The organism is Mycobacterium sp. MS1601, from assembly GCF_001984215.1.
In the GTDB taxonomy this organism is placed as follows: domain Bacteria; phylum Actinomycetota; class Actinomycetes; order Mycobacteriales; family Mycobacteriaceae; genus Mycobacterium.
Genome location: NZ_CP019420.1, coordinates 5,783,693 through 5,797,882, shown reverse-complemented (window position 1 = coordinate 5,797,882; position 14,190 = coordinate 5,783,693). Strand labels below are relative to the sequence as shown.

General features: G+C 66.5%; 19 protein-coding genes. 7 read left to right on the top strand and 12 right to left on the bottom strand.

Features of this window, described 5'->3' with window-relative positions:
- Window positions 1–4: 4 nt before the first annotated feature.
- The gene (speB, locus tag BVC93_RS27725) at window positions 5–1,051 is read right to left on the bottom strand and encodes an agmatinase (protein ID WP_083740210.1); all 1,047 of its coding nucleotides are present in this window, start codon (window positions 1,049–1,051) and stop codon (window positions 5–7) included.
- Window positions 1,052–1,181: 130 nt separating this feature from the next.
- Here speB and BVC93_RS27720 point away from each other — a divergent pair, with 130 nt between their 5' ends.
- The gene (locus BVC93_RS27720; RefSeq protein WP_083740209.1) at window positions 1,182–1,469 is read left to right on the top strand and encodes a putative quinol monooxygenase; all 288 of its coding nucleotides are present in this window, start codon (window positions 1,182–1,184) and stop codon (window positions 1,467–1,469) included.
- On the opposite strand, the gene BVC93_RS27715 is transcribed toward BVC93_RS27720, so the two are convergent.
- On the bottom strand, window positions 1,444–1,857 hold the full coding sequence (locus BVC93_RS27715) for an acyl-CoA thioesterase (protein WP_083740208.1): 414 nt from the start codon (window positions 1,855–1,857) through the stop codon (window positions 1,444–1,446). The two genes, BVC93_RS27720 and BVC93_RS27715, sit on opposite strands and share 26 nt — an antisense overlap.
- A 242-nt stretch (window positions 1,858–2,099) precedes the next feature.
- On the opposite strand from BVC93_RS27715, the gene BVC93_RS27710 reads away from it, so the two are divergent.
- The 3 genes from BVC93_RS27710 to BVC93_RS27700 all read left to right on the top strand — a co-directional run bounded on the left by BVC93_RS27710 (window position 2,100) and on the right by BVC93_RS27700 (window position 4,026).
- Window positions 2,100–2,657, top strand: coding sequence for a hypothetical protein (locus BVC93_RS27710; RefSeq protein ID WP_083740207.1), 558 nt, complete (start codon window positions 2,100–2,102; stop codon window positions 2,655–2,657).
- A 71-nt stretch (window positions 2,658–2,728) separates the two neighbouring features.
- On the top strand, window positions 2,729–3,142 hold the full coding sequence (locus tag BVC93_RS27705) for a VOC family protein (RefSeq protein ID WP_157517109.1): 414 nt from the start codon (window positions 2,729–2,731) through the stop codon (window positions 3,140–3,142).
- On the top strand, window positions 3,139–4,026 hold the full coding sequence (locus BVC93_RS27700) for an LLM class flavin-dependent oxidoreductase (protein ID WP_083740205.1): 888 nt from the start codon (window positions 3,139–3,141) through the stop codon (window positions 4,024–4,026). The genes BVC93_RS27705 and BVC93_RS27700 overlap by 4 nt, the downstream gene beginning before the upstream one ends.
- A gap of 31 nt (window positions 4,027–4,057) precedes the next feature.
- Here the strand turns inward: BVC93_RS27700 and BVC93_RS27695 are convergent, their stop codons facing one another.
- The 5 genes from BVC93_RS27695 to BVC93_RS27675 all read right to left on the bottom strand — a co-directional run bounded on the left by BVC93_RS27695 (window position 4,058) and on the right by BVC93_RS27675 (window position 7,729).
- Window positions 4,058–4,246: a hypothetical protein gene (locus BVC93_RS27695; RefSeq protein WP_083741410.1), complete on the bottom strand. Its 189-nt coding sequence runs from the start codon at window positions 4,244–4,246 to the stop codon at window positions 4,058–4,060.
- Between the two features lie 64 nt (window positions 4,247–4,310).
- On the bottom strand, window positions 4,311–4,940 hold the full coding sequence (gene upp / locus BVC93_RS27690) for a uracil phosphoribosyltransferase (RefSeq protein ID WP_083740204.1): 630 nt from the start codon (window positions 4,938–4,940) through the stop codon (window positions 4,311–4,313).
- Window positions 4,940–6,109 (bottom strand): URC4/urg3 family protein, encoded by a 1,170-nt coding sequence (locus BVC93_RS27685; protein WP_442928985.1) that lies wholly within the window; start codon window positions 6,107–6,109, stop codon window positions 4,940–4,942. Before BVC93_RS27685 ends, upp begins: the two co-directional genes overlap by 1 nt.
- The gene (locus BVC93_RS27680; protein ID WP_083740203.1) at window positions 6,106–7,362 is read right to left on the bottom strand and encodes a GTP cyclohydrolase II; all 1,257 of its coding nucleotides are present in this window, start codon (window positions 7,360–7,362) and stop codon (window positions 6,106–6,108) included. Before BVC93_RS27680 ends, BVC93_RS27685 begins: the two co-directional genes overlap by 4 nt.
- Window positions 7,363–7,465: 103 nt before the next feature.
- Complete coding sequence (locus BVC93_RS27675) at window positions 7,466–7,729, bottom strand: LapA family protein (RefSeq protein ID WP_157517108.1); 264 nt, start codon at window positions 7,727–7,729, stop codon at window positions 7,466–7,468.
- A 241-nt stretch (window positions 7,730–7,970) separates the two neighbouring features.
- Here BVC93_RS27675 and BVC93_RS27670 point away from each other — a divergent pair, with 241 nt between their 5' ends.
- Window positions 7,971–8,390, top strand: a complete 420-nt coding sequence (locus BVC93_RS27670; RefSeq protein WP_083740201.1) for a hypothetical protein — start codon at window positions 7,971–7,973, stop codon at window positions 8,388–8,390.
- Here BVC93_RS27670 and BVC93_RS27665 read toward each other — a convergent pair.
- Window positions 8,387–9,283: an AraC family transcriptional regulator gene (locus BVC93_RS27665; protein ID WP_083740200.1), complete on the bottom strand. Its 897-nt coding sequence runs from the start codon at window positions 9,281–9,283 to the stop codon at window positions 8,387–8,389. The genes BVC93_RS27670 and BVC93_RS27665 overlap by 4 nt on opposite strands.
- A 154-nt stretch (window positions 9,284–9,437) precedes the next feature.
- Between BVC93_RS27665 and BVC93_RS27660 the strand changes: the two genes are divergently transcribed.
- Window positions 9,438–10,520, top strand: coding sequence for an aldo/keto reductase (locus BVC93_RS27660; RefSeq protein ID WP_083740199.1), 1,083 nt, complete (start codon window positions 9,438–9,440; stop codon window positions 10,518–10,520).
- Window positions 10,521–10,525: 5 nt separating this feature from the next.
- On the opposite strand, the gene BVC93_RS27655 is transcribed toward BVC93_RS27660, so the two are convergent.
- Both BVC93_RS27655 and BVC93_RS27650 read right to left on the bottom strand, forming a co-directional pair.
- Window positions 10,526–11,056 carry a hypothetical protein gene (locus BVC93_RS27655; RefSeq protein ID WP_083740198.1) on the bottom strand — a complete coding sequence of 177 codons (531 nt, stop codon included), beginning with the start codon at window positions 11,054–11,056 and terminating at the stop codon, window positions 10,526–10,528.
- Between the two features lie 7 nt (window positions 11,057–11,063).
- Window positions 11,064–11,708: an MspA family porin gene (locus BVC93_RS27650; RefSeq protein WP_083740197.1), complete on the bottom strand. Its 645-nt coding sequence runs from the start codon at window positions 11,706–11,708 to the stop codon at window positions 11,064–11,066.
- 232 nt (window positions 11,709–11,940) lie between these two features.
- Here BVC93_RS27650 and BVC93_RS27645 point away from each other — a divergent pair, with 232 nt between their 5' ends.
- Window positions 11,941–12,432, top strand: a complete 492-nt coding sequence (locus BVC93_RS27645; RefSeq protein ID WP_083741408.1) for a hypothetical protein — start codon at window positions 11,941–11,943, stop codon at window positions 12,430–12,432.
- A 10-nt stretch (window positions 12,433–12,442) separates the two neighbouring features.
- On the opposite strand, the gene BVC93_RS27640 is transcribed toward BVC93_RS27645, so the two are convergent.
- Together BVC93_RS27640 and panD are read right to left on the bottom strand one after the other, a co-directional pair.
- Window positions 12,443–13,747: a lysine N(6)-hydroxylase/L-ornithine N(5)-oxygenase family protein gene (locus BVC93_RS27640; protein ID WP_083740196.1), complete on the bottom strand. Its 1,305-nt coding sequence runs from the start codon at window positions 13,745–13,747 to the stop codon at window positions 12,443–12,445.
- Window positions 13,747–14,154 carry an aspartate 1-decarboxylase gene (gene panD / locus BVC93_RS27635; RefSeq protein WP_083740195.1) on the bottom strand — a complete coding sequence of 136 codons (408 nt, stop codon included), beginning with the start codon at window positions 14,152–14,154 and terminating at the stop codon, window positions 13,747–13,749. The genes BVC93_RS27640 and panD overlap by 1 nt, the downstream gene beginning before the upstream one ends.
- Between the last annotated feature and the right edge of the window lie 36 nt (window positions 14,155–14,190).

The following is a 14,190-nucleotide window of genomic DNA, read 5'->3' as shown; positions in this document are numbered from 1 at the left end:
CGGTTCATCGCGCCAGCGGCGAGGGATGTCCGGGCTTGCCGCCTGCGGCGTCGCGGCGTCGGGCCGCCATGCCGGACAACGCCTCGAACACCACGCGGTGCGCGGCATTCACCGTCAGCTCCGCGTGGTCGTAGGCGGGTGCCACTTCGACCACGTCGACCCCGGCCACGTCGTGCTCGTAGCAGAGCTGGCGCACCATGCGCAGCAGGTCGGCACTGGTGATGCCGCCGGGTTCAGGGGTGCCGGTGCCCGGGGCGTGGGCCGGATCGAGCACGTCGATGTCCACGGAGAGGTACAGCTTGTCCGCCTTCGCCAGCGCCTCACTGACCGCGGTGTTCATCACCTCTTTGAAGCCGCGGTCCCAGATCTCCTGCATGGTGTGCCATGTCATGCCCTGCTCGAGCATCCATTCGAAGGTGTCCTGCGGCGGCCAGTAGCCGCGTAGCCCGACCTGGACGAAATGGGTGCCCGGCACCGCCCCGGATTCGATGAGTCGACGCATCGGCGTGCCATGGCTGGCCAGGTTGCCTTCGATGATGTCGGCGGTGTCGGCGTGCGCGTCGAAATGCACGATGCCGACGTTGCCGTAGCCGTGCACGTCGGCCACCGCCGTGGCCGACGGCCAGGTGATCGAATGGTCACCGCCCAGGACCACCGGCACGATGCCGCGCGATGCCACAGCGTGAACCCGCTCACGAATGTTGGCGTGCGACACCTCGGTTTGGCCGTGCGGGCAGTACGCGTCACCGAAATCCACGACCTCGAGCCAGTCGAAGATCTCCAGGCCGAGGTCCATGTGATAGGTCCCGGGCTCATATGCGGTGGCTCGGATGGCGCGCGGGCCGAAGCGGGCGCCAGGCCGGTTGGTGGTCGCGATGTCGAAGGGCGCACCGACGATCGCTACGTCGGGCTGCCACGAATCGAGCTGCTCCACCTCGGTCAGGAACGGCCGGTGGCCGAACGACGCCAACCCGGCATACGCCAGGTCGAGTTGCTCTGCCATCCCTGGCGGGAGGTCGCGTTGCGGTCCGTGGTGGTGGTCGTGGCCCATGGACAAACCCTAGGGGCAGAACGGCCATGTGGCAGGTAATTGAAGGTCGCCTCGCGTCGGCGGATCGTTGGACGACCGATGATTTCTGGCTCGGCACCGGGTCTCAATCAGCAGACCGAGAGGAGAACCCATGGTGATCGTCGCCGGACATCTGACAGTCGCTGCGCACCAACGGAAGGAGTATCTGCAGGGTTGCAGTGCGGTGGTGCAGCAGGCCCGGGCCACCCCGGGGTGCCTCGATTTCTCGATCAGCGCGGATCTGGTGGATCCCGGCAGGATCAACATCTTCGAGCGCTGGGAGACAACGCAGGCCGTCGAGGAGTTCCGCGGCGGCGGCCCTGGCGACGATCAGGGGGCTGCCATCCTCGCCGCGGCCGTCGCCGAGTACAACGTCAGTGCGACGCGGTCGCTGAGCTGAGTTTGGCTCGGATCGACGCAGGCCACGGCTGCTTCTCGTAGTTCGTGGAATCGACGCACACGTGGGTCATCAGACACTCGGCGATCACGTCGTCGCCCCGCAGGATGGTGAATTCGGTTTGCAGTGAGGTGTTTCCGGGCGGCCGGAATGTCACTGTCACCGTCAACCGGTCGTCGTAAGAGGCCGGGCGTCGGAACTGCAGCTGGGCGGCGGCCACCACGACGTCGACGCCGGAATCCAACAGGGCCTGGTAGTCGCCGACGACTTCGCTGAGCGCGTCGGTGTGAGCCATGTCCACCCACGTCAGGTAGTGGGCATTGAACACCCGGCCCTGCATGTCGCATTCGACGAACCGGACCCGCAGCGGCATGGTGTGGTGCACCGTCATCACAAGGCCTCCGCCGTCGCCGCGCCGGTGGTGCCCCTGCGTGCCGCCGCGCAGCGTCGCGGCGCTGACCTGCCGGTTTCGTCACACTCGAGGGGGCGTCGGCGCGGGTCGCCAGGTCCGGCTCCGCTGAGCCGCCTGCGTCTGCGCCACCTGTGCACCAGCGTGCCGAACGGTGGAGCGGGGGACTCGCGAATGCTCACCTGGACAGTCTGGCCGACGCGCTGTGAGAACGTAGGAGCACTATGGACTCCCATGACTACGTCACCTATGAGCAGTGGGGGCGTTCCTTTTTTGAGCTCGCGGTAACCGAGGAGCGGGTGGCCGCGGCGTTCGCCGAGATCGCGGGCGACGAACTGACCATGGGTCCCATGGCGCAGGGGCCGGGCCGCTTGGCGCGCGTCACCGCCAAGGTGCGGATCCAGGAGCCGAGAGCGACTCGTCAGCTCGGTGACACCATCACCTTCACGATCCGCATCCCGTTGGTGATCGATCTGTTGGTCGATCTCCGGCTGGACAAACAACGGTTCACCGTCGACGGTGAGATCGCTCTGCGCGCCGCCGCCCGCGCCGCCGAGCCGCTGGTGTTGATTCTCGACGTGGCCAAACCGCGGCCCACCGATATCAGCGTCCATGTGGAGTCGAAGTCCATCCGCGGTGAGATCGTGCGGCTGATCGGCGGGGTGGACGCCGAGATCCGACGGTTCATCGCCGCGCACGTATCGGCTCAGATCGATGCGCCGGAGTCCATTCAGGCGAAGGTGATCGACGTGGCGGGGATGATCGACCAGACCTGGCCTTAGTCCGAGGCTGGCGACGGAGGAGCCAGGCGAAGGAGCTCAGGCTGGTGTGATGGCGTGGCACCATGAAGCCCGTGACCGCACAACTGGATCTGCTCAGCCCCACACTCGAGGTGGCCGTGGTGACCACCGACCTGGCCCCGATGATCGAGTTCTACGAGAACTTCCTGGGTCTGGAGTTCCAGTCCGAACTGGACTTCCCCGGCGGATCGCAGCGGCGCTACGCCCTGGGCGGCAACGTCGTCAAGCTTGTCACGTACACCCCTGCGCCCGCGCTGCCCGCAACACCAGGCGGCGGCAAGGCGCAGGCCGGGATCAAGTACTTCTCGTTCGCGGTGAAGAACCTGACCGCGCTGGCCGAGCGAGCCGCCCAATCGCCATACGAGGTCGTGGAACCACTCACCGAGTTCGAACCCGTGCCGGGTATGGGCTTTCTGTTCATCGCCGACCCGGACGGCAACTGGATCGAATTCTTCGGCACTCTGTGACCACGACACGGGTGGGGTGCGTCTTTCGCCCGCAGTTCGCTCCCGAGACGCTGGCGGCCGCGGCCCGGGCCGCCGACGCCGCGGGCCTGGACGAATTGTGGCTGTGGGAGGACTGTTTCCTGTCGGGTGGCGTGTCGTCGGCAGCTATCGCTCTGGCCAACTCGCAACGCCTGACCGTCGGAGTGGGGGTGCTGCCGGTGCCGCTGCGCAACGTCGCCCTGACCGCCATGGAGATCGCCACGCTGTGCCGTTCCTTTCCGGGGCGCGTGCGTGTCGGGCTCGGACATGGCGTGCAGGACTGGATGGCGCAGATCGGTGAGAAGGTCGCCTCACCGATGACGCTGCTGCGTGAACATCTCAGCGCGCTACGGCTCTTGCTCGACGGCCAGGAGGTCACCGTCGAGGGCAGGTACGTCAAGCTCGATGGAGTGAAGCTGGACTGGCCTCCGCAGGCGGGCGTCGAATTGCTCTGTGCCGCAGGTGGACCCAAGACGCTGGCTCTCAGCGGCGAGTTGGCCTCGGGTACCGTCATCACCGGCGGTACATCCCCGGACGGGTTGGCCGCCGCGATGCCGCACGTCAGGGCGGGTCTGGCGCTTCGGCCTGAACCGGCGTCACATTCGGTGGTCGCCTATGTGCAGTGCGCGCTCGGAGCAGATGCGAAAAGCCGTGCATTGCAGGAGCTTCAGGTTTGGGGCTTTGATGTCGACGCGGACCTGGCCGCCTACGGCACGCCCGACGAGGTGGCTGCCGCGGCGGGGCGGTGGGTGCAGGCCGGTGCGGACACCATTGTTTTCCAGCCGGGCCCTGACGTCGATGTCGTCGACTTCGTCACCGACATCGCGGTCCAGGTGCAGCCTCTGATGAACCGGACGTCGCGGTGATGACTCGCGTTCCCTGCGCTGCTGCGCACTTCTACCGGCGCAGCCGGCGTCCCAGGTAGACCAGCCCGAGCCCCACCAGCACCGTCAGTGGACCCAGGATCGACCAGGTGGTGGTGTTGCTCATGGGGCTGCCCTGCACAAAACCGAGCCCCTGCAAGGTGAACAGCAAACCGAACAGCGCGATGATCACGCCGAACAAAACGAGCAGTGCACTGCGCATCGACCTGACTGTACCCGCCCTGCTCACCCCGGGGCTGGCCCCATCGCGTATCGACGATCAACTGCTACTTGGTACCGAACATCCGGTCACCGGCGTCACCGAGGCCCGGCACGATGTAGCCCTGGTCGTCGAGTTCACGGTCGATGGCCGCGGTGTACACCGGGACATCAGGGTGGGCGCCGTGCAACGTCGCCAGGCCTTCCGGGCAGGTCAGCAGGCAGACGAACTTGATGGACTTGGGCCGGTACTCCTTGAGCCGGTCCACCGCCGCCACCGCTGAATGTCCGGTGGCGAGCAGCGGATCGACCACCACGATGTCGCGCTCGGCCAGATCGTGGGGCATCTTGAAGTAGTACTCGACGGCGATCCGGGTCTTGGGGTCCCGGTAGAGACCGATGTGGCCGACGCGAGCGCCCGGCACCACGGACAACATGCCGTCCAGGATGCCGGTGCCGGCCCGCAGGATCGAGACAAACACCAGCTTCTTTCCGTCGATCACCCGGCCGGTCATGGTCTCCAGTGGAGTTTCGATCTCGATGTCGTGCAGCGGGATGTCACGCAGCACCTCGTAGGTGAGTAGAGCCGACAGCTCGTTCACCAGTCGACGGAAATTGTTGGTGGACACTTGTTTCTGCCGTAACAGGGTCAGCTTGTGTTGCACCAGTGGATGTTCGATCAGACATACGTCGCTCATCAGAAGACAGTCCCGTCGCTGGTGATGGACAAGGGCGGCAACCCGTCACGCAGCTCGCGTGCCAGCCGGCGTCCCGCCGACCAGGTGCCGCCCTCCAGAATGCAGGCCAACGGCATTGCCGCCTCACCGACACCGAGGTGCCGGCGGACCAACGGCGCCAGTTCGTCGATCAGAGCCACTGTCAGCGCACGCCACTCGACCACCAGCTCATCGGACACCGACCAACTCCGGGCGCTCCACGCGGGGTCGCGCAACACCAGGACACCGGTGTCGAGGAGCAGCCCGCCGTTGCGGTACTCGGGCAGCCCGGTCAGCGCGTCCAAGCCCGTCACCTCGGCGCCCGCCCAGCTCAGCGGCTCCAGCAGCGAGTACGTCAGCCACTGGGACAACTTGTGAAACGGCATCCACCCTCCGGCCACCGCCGGGTGCGGCCAGCAGTCTCCCACCGGCACTCCGTCGATCAGGTTGTCGGCCAGCCAGATTCCCGACAGTGAGTTCAGCAGGGCAGTGAGGATGTCGTGGGTGGCGACGGTGGCCCCGTCGGCGGTGAGGACGTCGAACAGCGTGCCCGGGCGTTCGTCGACGGCGGCACCGAGCCGGCGCAGCAGTGCGGCACGGCCGTCGAGGCCGACCAGCGGATTGTCGGGGGAGACCTGGAACGCCCGCGCCAGTTGCCCGGTATCCAGTGACGTCAGCCCCGCCGCATCCGCCTGGAGCGGATTGTCGGGGTCGGAGGAGAACAGCCCGGCGCAGAAGGCGTGGAAGCTCGCGACGCCCAGTCCCTCGGAACGCGTGAACGACTGCCCGCTGCTGGTCTCGTGATAGCTCCAGCCCGGTCCCGAACCGGCGTCGAGCAACACACTGACCACGGCCAGATCGACGTAGGTGCGTGCGCGTTCGGTATCGCTGCGGCCACGCAGCTGACGGTCGAGATCGGCTTTGCGGTCCACTCCGCCCGCCTCGAAATGCCGCCAGCGGCTGTGAAACGGAATCTGCAGATCCGGAAAGCGTTGTGCCGTCAACTCGGCGACGTGCGCGGCGGCGACCTGCAGCGCGGTGTCGTCGATCCTGAACCATGGTGAACTGCCGGAACGTGCACGCGCCAGCAGTGATTCGGCGCGGATACGGATGGCTGCCGTGGTGCGCAACTCGGCGACCGACACCGTCACCCGCTCAGGCCCCGGCCGACAGTGTTGCGCAGCGCTTCGGCGTCGGGGACCTCGCCGGGGGTGAAGTAGCCCGCGGCCATCTTGGCGTCGATTTCGACACGGGCGTCGGCGGGGATCAGCTCGTCGGGAATGTTCACCCGCTCGCCCACCTCGATGCCCGAACCGGTGATGGCGTCGTACTTCATGTTGCTCATCGACACCAGCCGGTGGATCCGGGTGATACCCAGCCAGTGCAGCACGTCGGGCATCAGCTCCTGGAAACGCATGTCCTGCACTCCGGCAACACATTCCGTTCGCGCGAAGTACTGATCGGCGGTGTCGCCGCCGATCTGGCGCTTACGCGCGTTGTAGACCAGGAACTTGGTCACCTCGCCCAGGGCGCGACCCTCCTTGCGGGAGTACGCCACCAGACCCACACCGCCGCGCTGTGTTCCCGCGATGCATTCCTCGATGGCATGGGTCAGATAGGGACGGCAGGTGCAGATATCGGAACCGAAGACGTCGGAGCCGTTGCACTCGTCGTGCACGCGGGCGGTCAGCTCCACCGACGGGTCCGACAACGCGCGGGGATCGCCGAAGATGTAGACGGTCTGGCCACCGATCGGCGGCAGGAACACCTCGAGATCACCGCGAGTGACCAGTTCGGGGTACATCCCGCCGGTCTCCTCGAACAGCACTCGACGCAAGTCGGCTTCGGTGCAGCCGAACCGGGCAGCCACGCCGGGTAGGTACCACACCGGCTCCACCGCGGCTTTGGTCACCAGGGCGGCTCCGCTGGGTAACAGGATCTTGCCGTCCGGGTGCAGTCGGCCCTTGACGACGGCTTCGGCGATCTCGGGAAGGTGCACGTGCGCTTTGGTGACGGCGATGGTGGGCCGGATGTCCATGCCGGCGGCGATCTGCGGGGCGAAGACGTCGGCCACGGCTGCGCCCCAGGGATCGAGGCTGACGATCGCGGTGGGGTCGCCCCACTTCGGATAGGGACCTACGACATCGGTAGGGGCGGTATTGGTGAGATCGGCGCGGTGCTCGCGGGACAGGGCACCCGAAGCCACTGCCAACGCCCGGTAGACGCTATAGGAGCCGGAATGGGTGCCGATGACGTTCCGGTGAGCTCGTGAGCCGGTGGTGCCGATGACAGGGCCGCGCTCGACGGGAGTGGCGGCACCCCAGCGCACGGGGGGCGCCTCCGGTCCACCGCTGTGCGATGTCAGCCGGATATGGCTGGGAACCCGTGGGGCTTCAGCAGACATGACGATCCTCGACATCCTCGGCCCGGCGGCCCGGCGTGGCTGCCGGAATGGGCAAGCATAACGAGTTGCCGGGGGTGCTGCCGGGTCACGGCTTCACCAGCGGTCAGGCCGACTTTGACCCCGTACCGCCACCGGGCCTCATCGGTCGTTGCCCGTGTTGTCGTCGCCCCTCCTCGGCCAGCCACGCCAGGCCCGCGGCGCTGGACAGCAGTGCGACGATGCCCGCCCAGGTGCCGGTACCGACCCACGCCTGGGTGAACGCGACGATGCACACCGCGAATGCCGCTACGCCTACCGCGATCAGCACCAAACCTGGAATTCCCACCGGAGTGTCTGCATTTGCCGGGTCTGGGGTTCGGTCACTCACGTGTGTCTCCCCTCACGTGGTCCTCGGTCGCCCCGACGACCTGTTACCCATGGTTGGTACCCGAGTACCAGCGCAGCTGAAACCCGGTACCGGGAATAGCTGGCCCTGTTTATGCACTTTGGACGAAGGGTAAAGCTCTGACATCCAACATCGAGCGTGTGAGGAGGCGATATTCCAGATGTCGGGTCGACACCGTGAAGCATCTCCGCACCACCAGCCACGTTCTGGCGCGGCAGCAGCTGTGAAGCGCTCCGCCGGGGTCATGTGGTTTCCGGCGTCCATGGCCGTGGCGTTCGCCGGCTTCGGTGCCGCCGTGATGGTGGCGCAGTCAACGCCGGAGACTGTGCGCGCCGATCCGGCGCCCAGCGCTTACACCGTGGCGCAACCGCAGTCGGTCAGCCAGCAGGGCACCATTGTGGCCGTCACCGCGGACACCATCACCGCGCGCAGCGACAACGGCTTTGTCCAGACCTACCGAGTGACGCCGCAGACCACCGCGGTCACCGGGGCGGGTGGCCAGTCCTTTGCCACCGCGGTGCCTTTCGCCGTCAATGACCAGGTGTCCATTCATGGCACCGTGATTTTGGGGCAGGCCACCGCCACCGCCGTGGCCGACCGCGCGGTCATCGGGCAGCATGGCGTGCCCATGGATTGGACCTAAACCTCTGCGCGCAGTTGTCTGCTGTCGCGTCCGGGTGGCGCTCCGTACATCCGCCGGTACTCGCGAGTGAACTGAGAGGCGCTGTCGTAACCCACCGCGTGACCTACCGCGGCCACATCTCCGGGGCGACTCAACAACAGCGACCGGGCGTGCTGCAACCGAATCTGTTTTTGGAACTGCACCGGACTCAAGGCCGTCACCGTGCGGAACCGGCGGTGCAGCGTCGAGGAACTCATACCGGCAAGGCGGGCCAGCTGTTCGACCGCGATCGGCTCGGCATAGTGGTCCCTGATCCAGGTGACCACTCGGCCGATATGGGTGAGATCGCTGTCTGCCAGCCCGATCTGGCGCACCATGTCCCCAAGCGGCCCGGTCAGGGCCCGCCAGAGGATTTCCTGTTCTATCAGCGGAGCCAACACCGGCGCGTCGGCCGGTCGGTCCAACAGGCGCGTCAATCTGCAGACAGCGTCGAGTAGGTCGTGGTCGGCTGGGCCGGTGGCGATGGCCGAGGGTTGCGTCTCGGTGCGGATCGAGCGCCGACTCGGCATTCGCAGTACCAAGTCGGCGACCGCCGAGGGCCGCAGTGTCAGCCCCAGCGACAGCGCAGGCCGCCCTGGCGCCACGTCCAGGTAATGCCCGGTCACAGGCAGATCGGCCGTCACCACCAGGCAGTCTCCCGCGCGATACTCATAGGTCCGGTTGCCGATCGACAATCGCTTGCCGCCCTGGGCCATCACCACCAGAATCGGTTCGGTCAGCGAATACTCCGGCACGGCTTCGGGTTCGGTGACCGCCGAGAGCAGCAACCCGTCGATCGAGGTGTGCAGGTCGGGGCGCGCGTGCGCTGCGATGCGACCGCGGATGGTGTTCAGCAGGTTCTCCCGTGTCGTCATGTCCCCAGGGAACCAGCATCAGACCGTGAAATCCACCCGATCCCGTCAGATTGAGCAGGATTGTGCAAAAACGTGGGGGAAATGAGCTACCGCGGGCGTGGCTTGCCGGATGGAATGAAGAGGTATCACACACCACCACTTCCAGGAGCAACCGATGTCCCTCGACCACTACGTCACCCTCGGCCGATCCGGTCTTCGCGTCAGCCCGTTTGCGTTGGGCGCCATGACCTTCGGTACCGATGCCGGTGGTGCCGGAACCACCGAGGAAGAGTCCGGGCAGATACTCACGGCCTACCTCGAGCGTGGCGGCAACTTCGTCGACACCGCGAACTTCTACACCAACGGGCATTCCGAGGCCATCCTCGGCGACTACTTCGCGAACCGTCCCGGATGCCGTGATCGTGTTGTTCTCGCCTCAAAATTCTTCACCAACATGTACCCGGGTGACCCCAACGGTGGCGGAGCGGGCCGGCGGTCCATCGTCGCCCAACTCGAGCAAACGTTGCGACGACTCAAGACGGACTACCTGGATCTGTACTGGCTGCACAACTGGGACCGCAACACCCCTGTCGAGGAAACCCTGCGCACACTCGATGACCTGGTCCGGGTGGGCAAGATCCGCTACATCGGCTTCTCCAACACCCCGGCCTGGGTGACATCGCAGGCGCAGACGATGGCGACGCTGCGCGGTTGGAGCCCGCTGATCGCCGTGCAGATCGAGTACTCGTTGTTGGCCCGCACCATCGAGCACGAAATGGCGCCGCTGGCACGTGACCAGGGAATGGCGCTGGTGCCGTGGAGTCCGTTGAAGAACGGCTTCCTGTCGGGCAAGTACCGGCGCACCGGCGAGGTCGCCGATTCTGCGCGGGTGGACTACGTGGGACGGCCCACCGACCACCAGTTCGGCGTGATCGACACCGTGGTGGCGGTGGCCGCCGAAGTGGGCGCCAGCCCGGCGGCAGTGGCCCTGGCCTGGCTGCGGTCCAGGCCGGGCACCGTGGTGCCCATCATCGGGGCGCGGCGCCTGCATCACCTCGAGGACAACCTCAAGGGCCTCGAGATCACTCTCAGCGACGGCCAGTTGGCGGCCCTGGATGCCGCCTCGGCGCCCGAGCCCATCGACCCTGCCCCGCAGAACGGTGTGGTGCGTGCGATGCTGCAGTTCGCGGGCACCACCGTCGACGGCGAGTCGTCCACGGTGTATCCGCCGCTGCTGCAGAGCAGCACGCGCTACTGACTCTGCTAGTTGGTTGCGGGCGCCGGGTGCTGGCCGTGCGGGTCCTCCATGTTCATCACCGGAACCGTGGGATCGGTTGTCGGCAAGGCAGATTCGATGCCGAGTACCGATTGTGGAGATTGCCCGTCGGCGCTTTCGAGCGTAACGCTGGTCTGCGGCCCGGCGCTGATGTTGATCCCGGGGCTGGGTGGCTCGGGATGCGAGTTACCCACAGAGATGCCGTAGGACGCGCTGGAGTTGGTGAGGCTGCCTGCAGCCTGGCCGGTGTTGCCCAGTTGACTGCCGGGCAGGCCGCTCAGTTGTTGGCCCGCCGCGGCATTGGTGGTGATCCGGACCCCGCGGGCATCGGTGGTGGCCGGCGGCCCGGTCACGATGATGTTGTACGGGTAGGAGAAGCTGCCGGGCTCCGGGGTGGGCGCGCCCGGAACGTAGTCGGGCGCCCCAGGGAGATCGGGCGGTTCGGCGGCGGCTGTGGGCGCCGCAACCGCCATCAGGCCGGCAGCGACAGCGACCGCGGGAAGGTACCGAGACGTCATGGTGGCCTCAGATCTTGATCGGGTCGCCGTAGATGGCGAACTGGGTGTGCGCCGCGGATGTCGACACACGCAGATAACCGTAGGACCGAATGGTCACATCGCCGCCGCAGGCGTCCGCTTTGACGTGGATGTTGTCGATGTCGATCATGGCCTGGCCGCCCTCGCTGAGTGCCATGTTGGACAGCGGCAGGTCGACGATCACGCCTGGTTGCACCACGGTCTGCACGAATCCGGCTCCGCCGCCGGCGATGCCGAGGTTGGCGCCGTTGCTGAACGGCAGACCTACCGACGCCTCCGGGGCGATGCCCGCGGTGCCGCCGTACTGCAAACCGGTCGACACATCCCGCTGGCATCCCAGTTGATAACCCACGATGAACAGGCTGTCGGTGATCTGCCCGGCACCGCCGGTGGCGGTGGCAGTCCCGGAGACGGTCACGAAGCCCTCACGGGAGTCGGCTGCATTGGCGAGATTGGGCACCGAGTTCACCACTTCGCGGTCCAGCTGAATGTTCAGCTGCCAACCGTCGCGCGACATCTTCCCGTAAGTCTTGGGCGCCATGTTCACCGGCTCCGCCGACGCGGCGGGAGCACCGACAACGCTGTTGAGCACCACCGCGACCACGACAGCTGCTGCCGCTCCGGAAAGCCTCATGAAACCCAAGCCCCCAACTCAACTGGTTCTGTCACCGATTCAGAGTCGACGGCGATGTCGGTTGATATCAGCGTGCGGCCACCGAAGTGTAAAACACCGACGGCAATTACCGGCGCCGTTGAATCTATCCCGACAAGCCGTCCGAGGGGTGGTGGCGGGCTACGGTCTGGCAAACCCCGACACCGGCGCGTCACCGGCCCGGCGGGCATGCCGTGGACCATACTCAGGCGCCATGGGGCCTCAACCCTCGCCGGACCCGCGGTCTGCTCCCGGCGATTACGAGCAACGCGTCGATCCGGGGGCCCTGGCGCTCGCAACCGTGGCCGGTGCCATCGCTTTCATCTTCGGCGACGGTGACTGGGATGTCCTGGCCTGCGTGGTGGGAGTGCTGTTGCTGATCATCCTGCTGGCCCATCACCGTGCGGCGCCCGTGGTGCGCTCTCCTCGCGCGTATCTGTTGCGCGGTGCCTTCGGGGCGACCGTCGGCCTGGCGTTGTGTATTGCCATCGCGCCGGTCATCCAGTTCGGCATCATCGAGCCCTACTACCCCCAATACGACGACGAGGGCTACCGAGACAGCGGCGCGTACGTCACCACCGAGGTGATCGGCGTCCTCTGGCCGATCGTGCTGCTGATCCTCGCGGCGCTGGAACCGAAGATCGCGCGATGGCTGGACCGGGCGCCCCGCCGCCGGCGACAGGCACCCGGTCCGACCGAGCTGTAGACCTGTCGATTCAGGCGCCGCGTGCGGCCGCGCCGACAGCGACCGGGGCGGGCACCGAATCCCGGATCGAGTCCAGGATCTCGCCGCTGCGAATGGCGATGTTGGACAGCAGTGACGACGTGAGCCCGTGGGTGTGTTCGGTGTTGCCCTGGATGTAGAGGTTGCCCGCGGTGGGGGGCTCGGTGGCCAGTTGATAGTCCCGTGTCACCGCGGGCTGTCCGTCCACCAGCACCAGTCTGTGGTGCAAGTCGCCGAGGATTCCCTGCAGGGAGGCAGGCAGGAAGCCGGTGGCATAGATGACGGCGTCGCAGTCCAGCACGTCCACCGCACCGGTGGGGTGGTGCAGGATGTGCACCCGTACGCCGTCGTCGTCCTCGTCGGTCTTGGTGATACTCGAGGCGCCGCGCAGGAACAGCCGTCGCTGCCCGGCCACTCGTTCGGCGTACTCGCGGGCGTACAGATCCTCGATCAGCGGCAGATCCACCGCTGAGTAGTTGGTGCTGCGGTGGTAGTCGATCAGCCGGCGCCGCACGCCGGGGTCGGCGGTGTAGAAGTCGTCGACGGCGTCGGGATCGAACACCCGGTTGGCGAACGGACTGTCGTCGGCAGGGCTGTACCCGTACTTGGCGAACACGCCGTGGATCTCGTTCACCGGCGACTGGTCGTGCAGGTAGGCGGCCACTTCGGCGGCACTCTGGCCGGCGCCCACCACGACGTACCGGTTGTGGGTGTGGCCCGGCAGTTGCTCCAGGTGGTGCAGGAAACCGTGGTTGTGGATCTGACGCGCCGACGCGGTGACCCCGGCGGGAAGCGCAGGGTTCAGGCCGCCGGCGATCACCACATTGCGGGCGCGCAGGCGGCGGGCACCGTTGCCGCTGACCTCCACCTCGAAGCAGCCGTCCACCTCCCTGACGCCGGTGACCCGCGACCCGTAGTGCACCACCGCAGCCACCCGTTCGGCGGCCCAGGACAGATAGTCGTGGAACTCGAGCCGAGTGGGGAAGAAGGTCTTGTAGTTGATGAAGTCGGTGAGCCTGCCGCGTTCGGTGAGGTAGTTCAGGAACGTGAAGTCACTCTTCGGGTTACGTTGTGTCACCAGATCTTTCAGGAACGAGATCTGCATGGTGGCGCCCGGTATCAGCATGCCGGTATGCCAGCCGAACTCCTCCTTGGCCTCTACGAACTCAGCCTGTATCGGCCTGACGGTGTTCGGGTCGGCGTTGTGTTCGGCGATGGCGATGGCCAGCGCGAGGTTGGAGGGCCCGAAGCCCACCCCGACCAGATCCAGGATCCGTTGGTGACCGTTGGTGGACATCACGCACCTGCCATCTGGTCGACGGCACCGGGGACGGGCTGCGACGGGTCCGATCCCAGTGCCACGATGCGGTTCGCGGAGTCGACGTGTACCACCCGTGCCTCGTGGAGTGCCCGCTCCGATTCGTCCACCTGCAGGAAGGACATGATGATCACCAGGTTGCCTGGTGAGACCAGATGGGCTGCAGCGCCGTTGATGCCGATCACCCCGCTGCCCGCGGCGCCGGTGATGGCGTAGGTGACCAGTCGGGCTCCGGAGGTGATGTCCACGACGTGCACCTGCTCGCCTTCGACGATGTCGGCGGACGCCATCAGGTCGGCATCGATGGTGATGGACCCGACGTAGTGCAGGTCGGCCTGGGTGACCGTGGCCCGGTGGATCTTGCCTGCCAATAGTGTTCGTTGCATTTGGCGCCCTTCTCGCGTTGTGGGAATGTGTTGTGC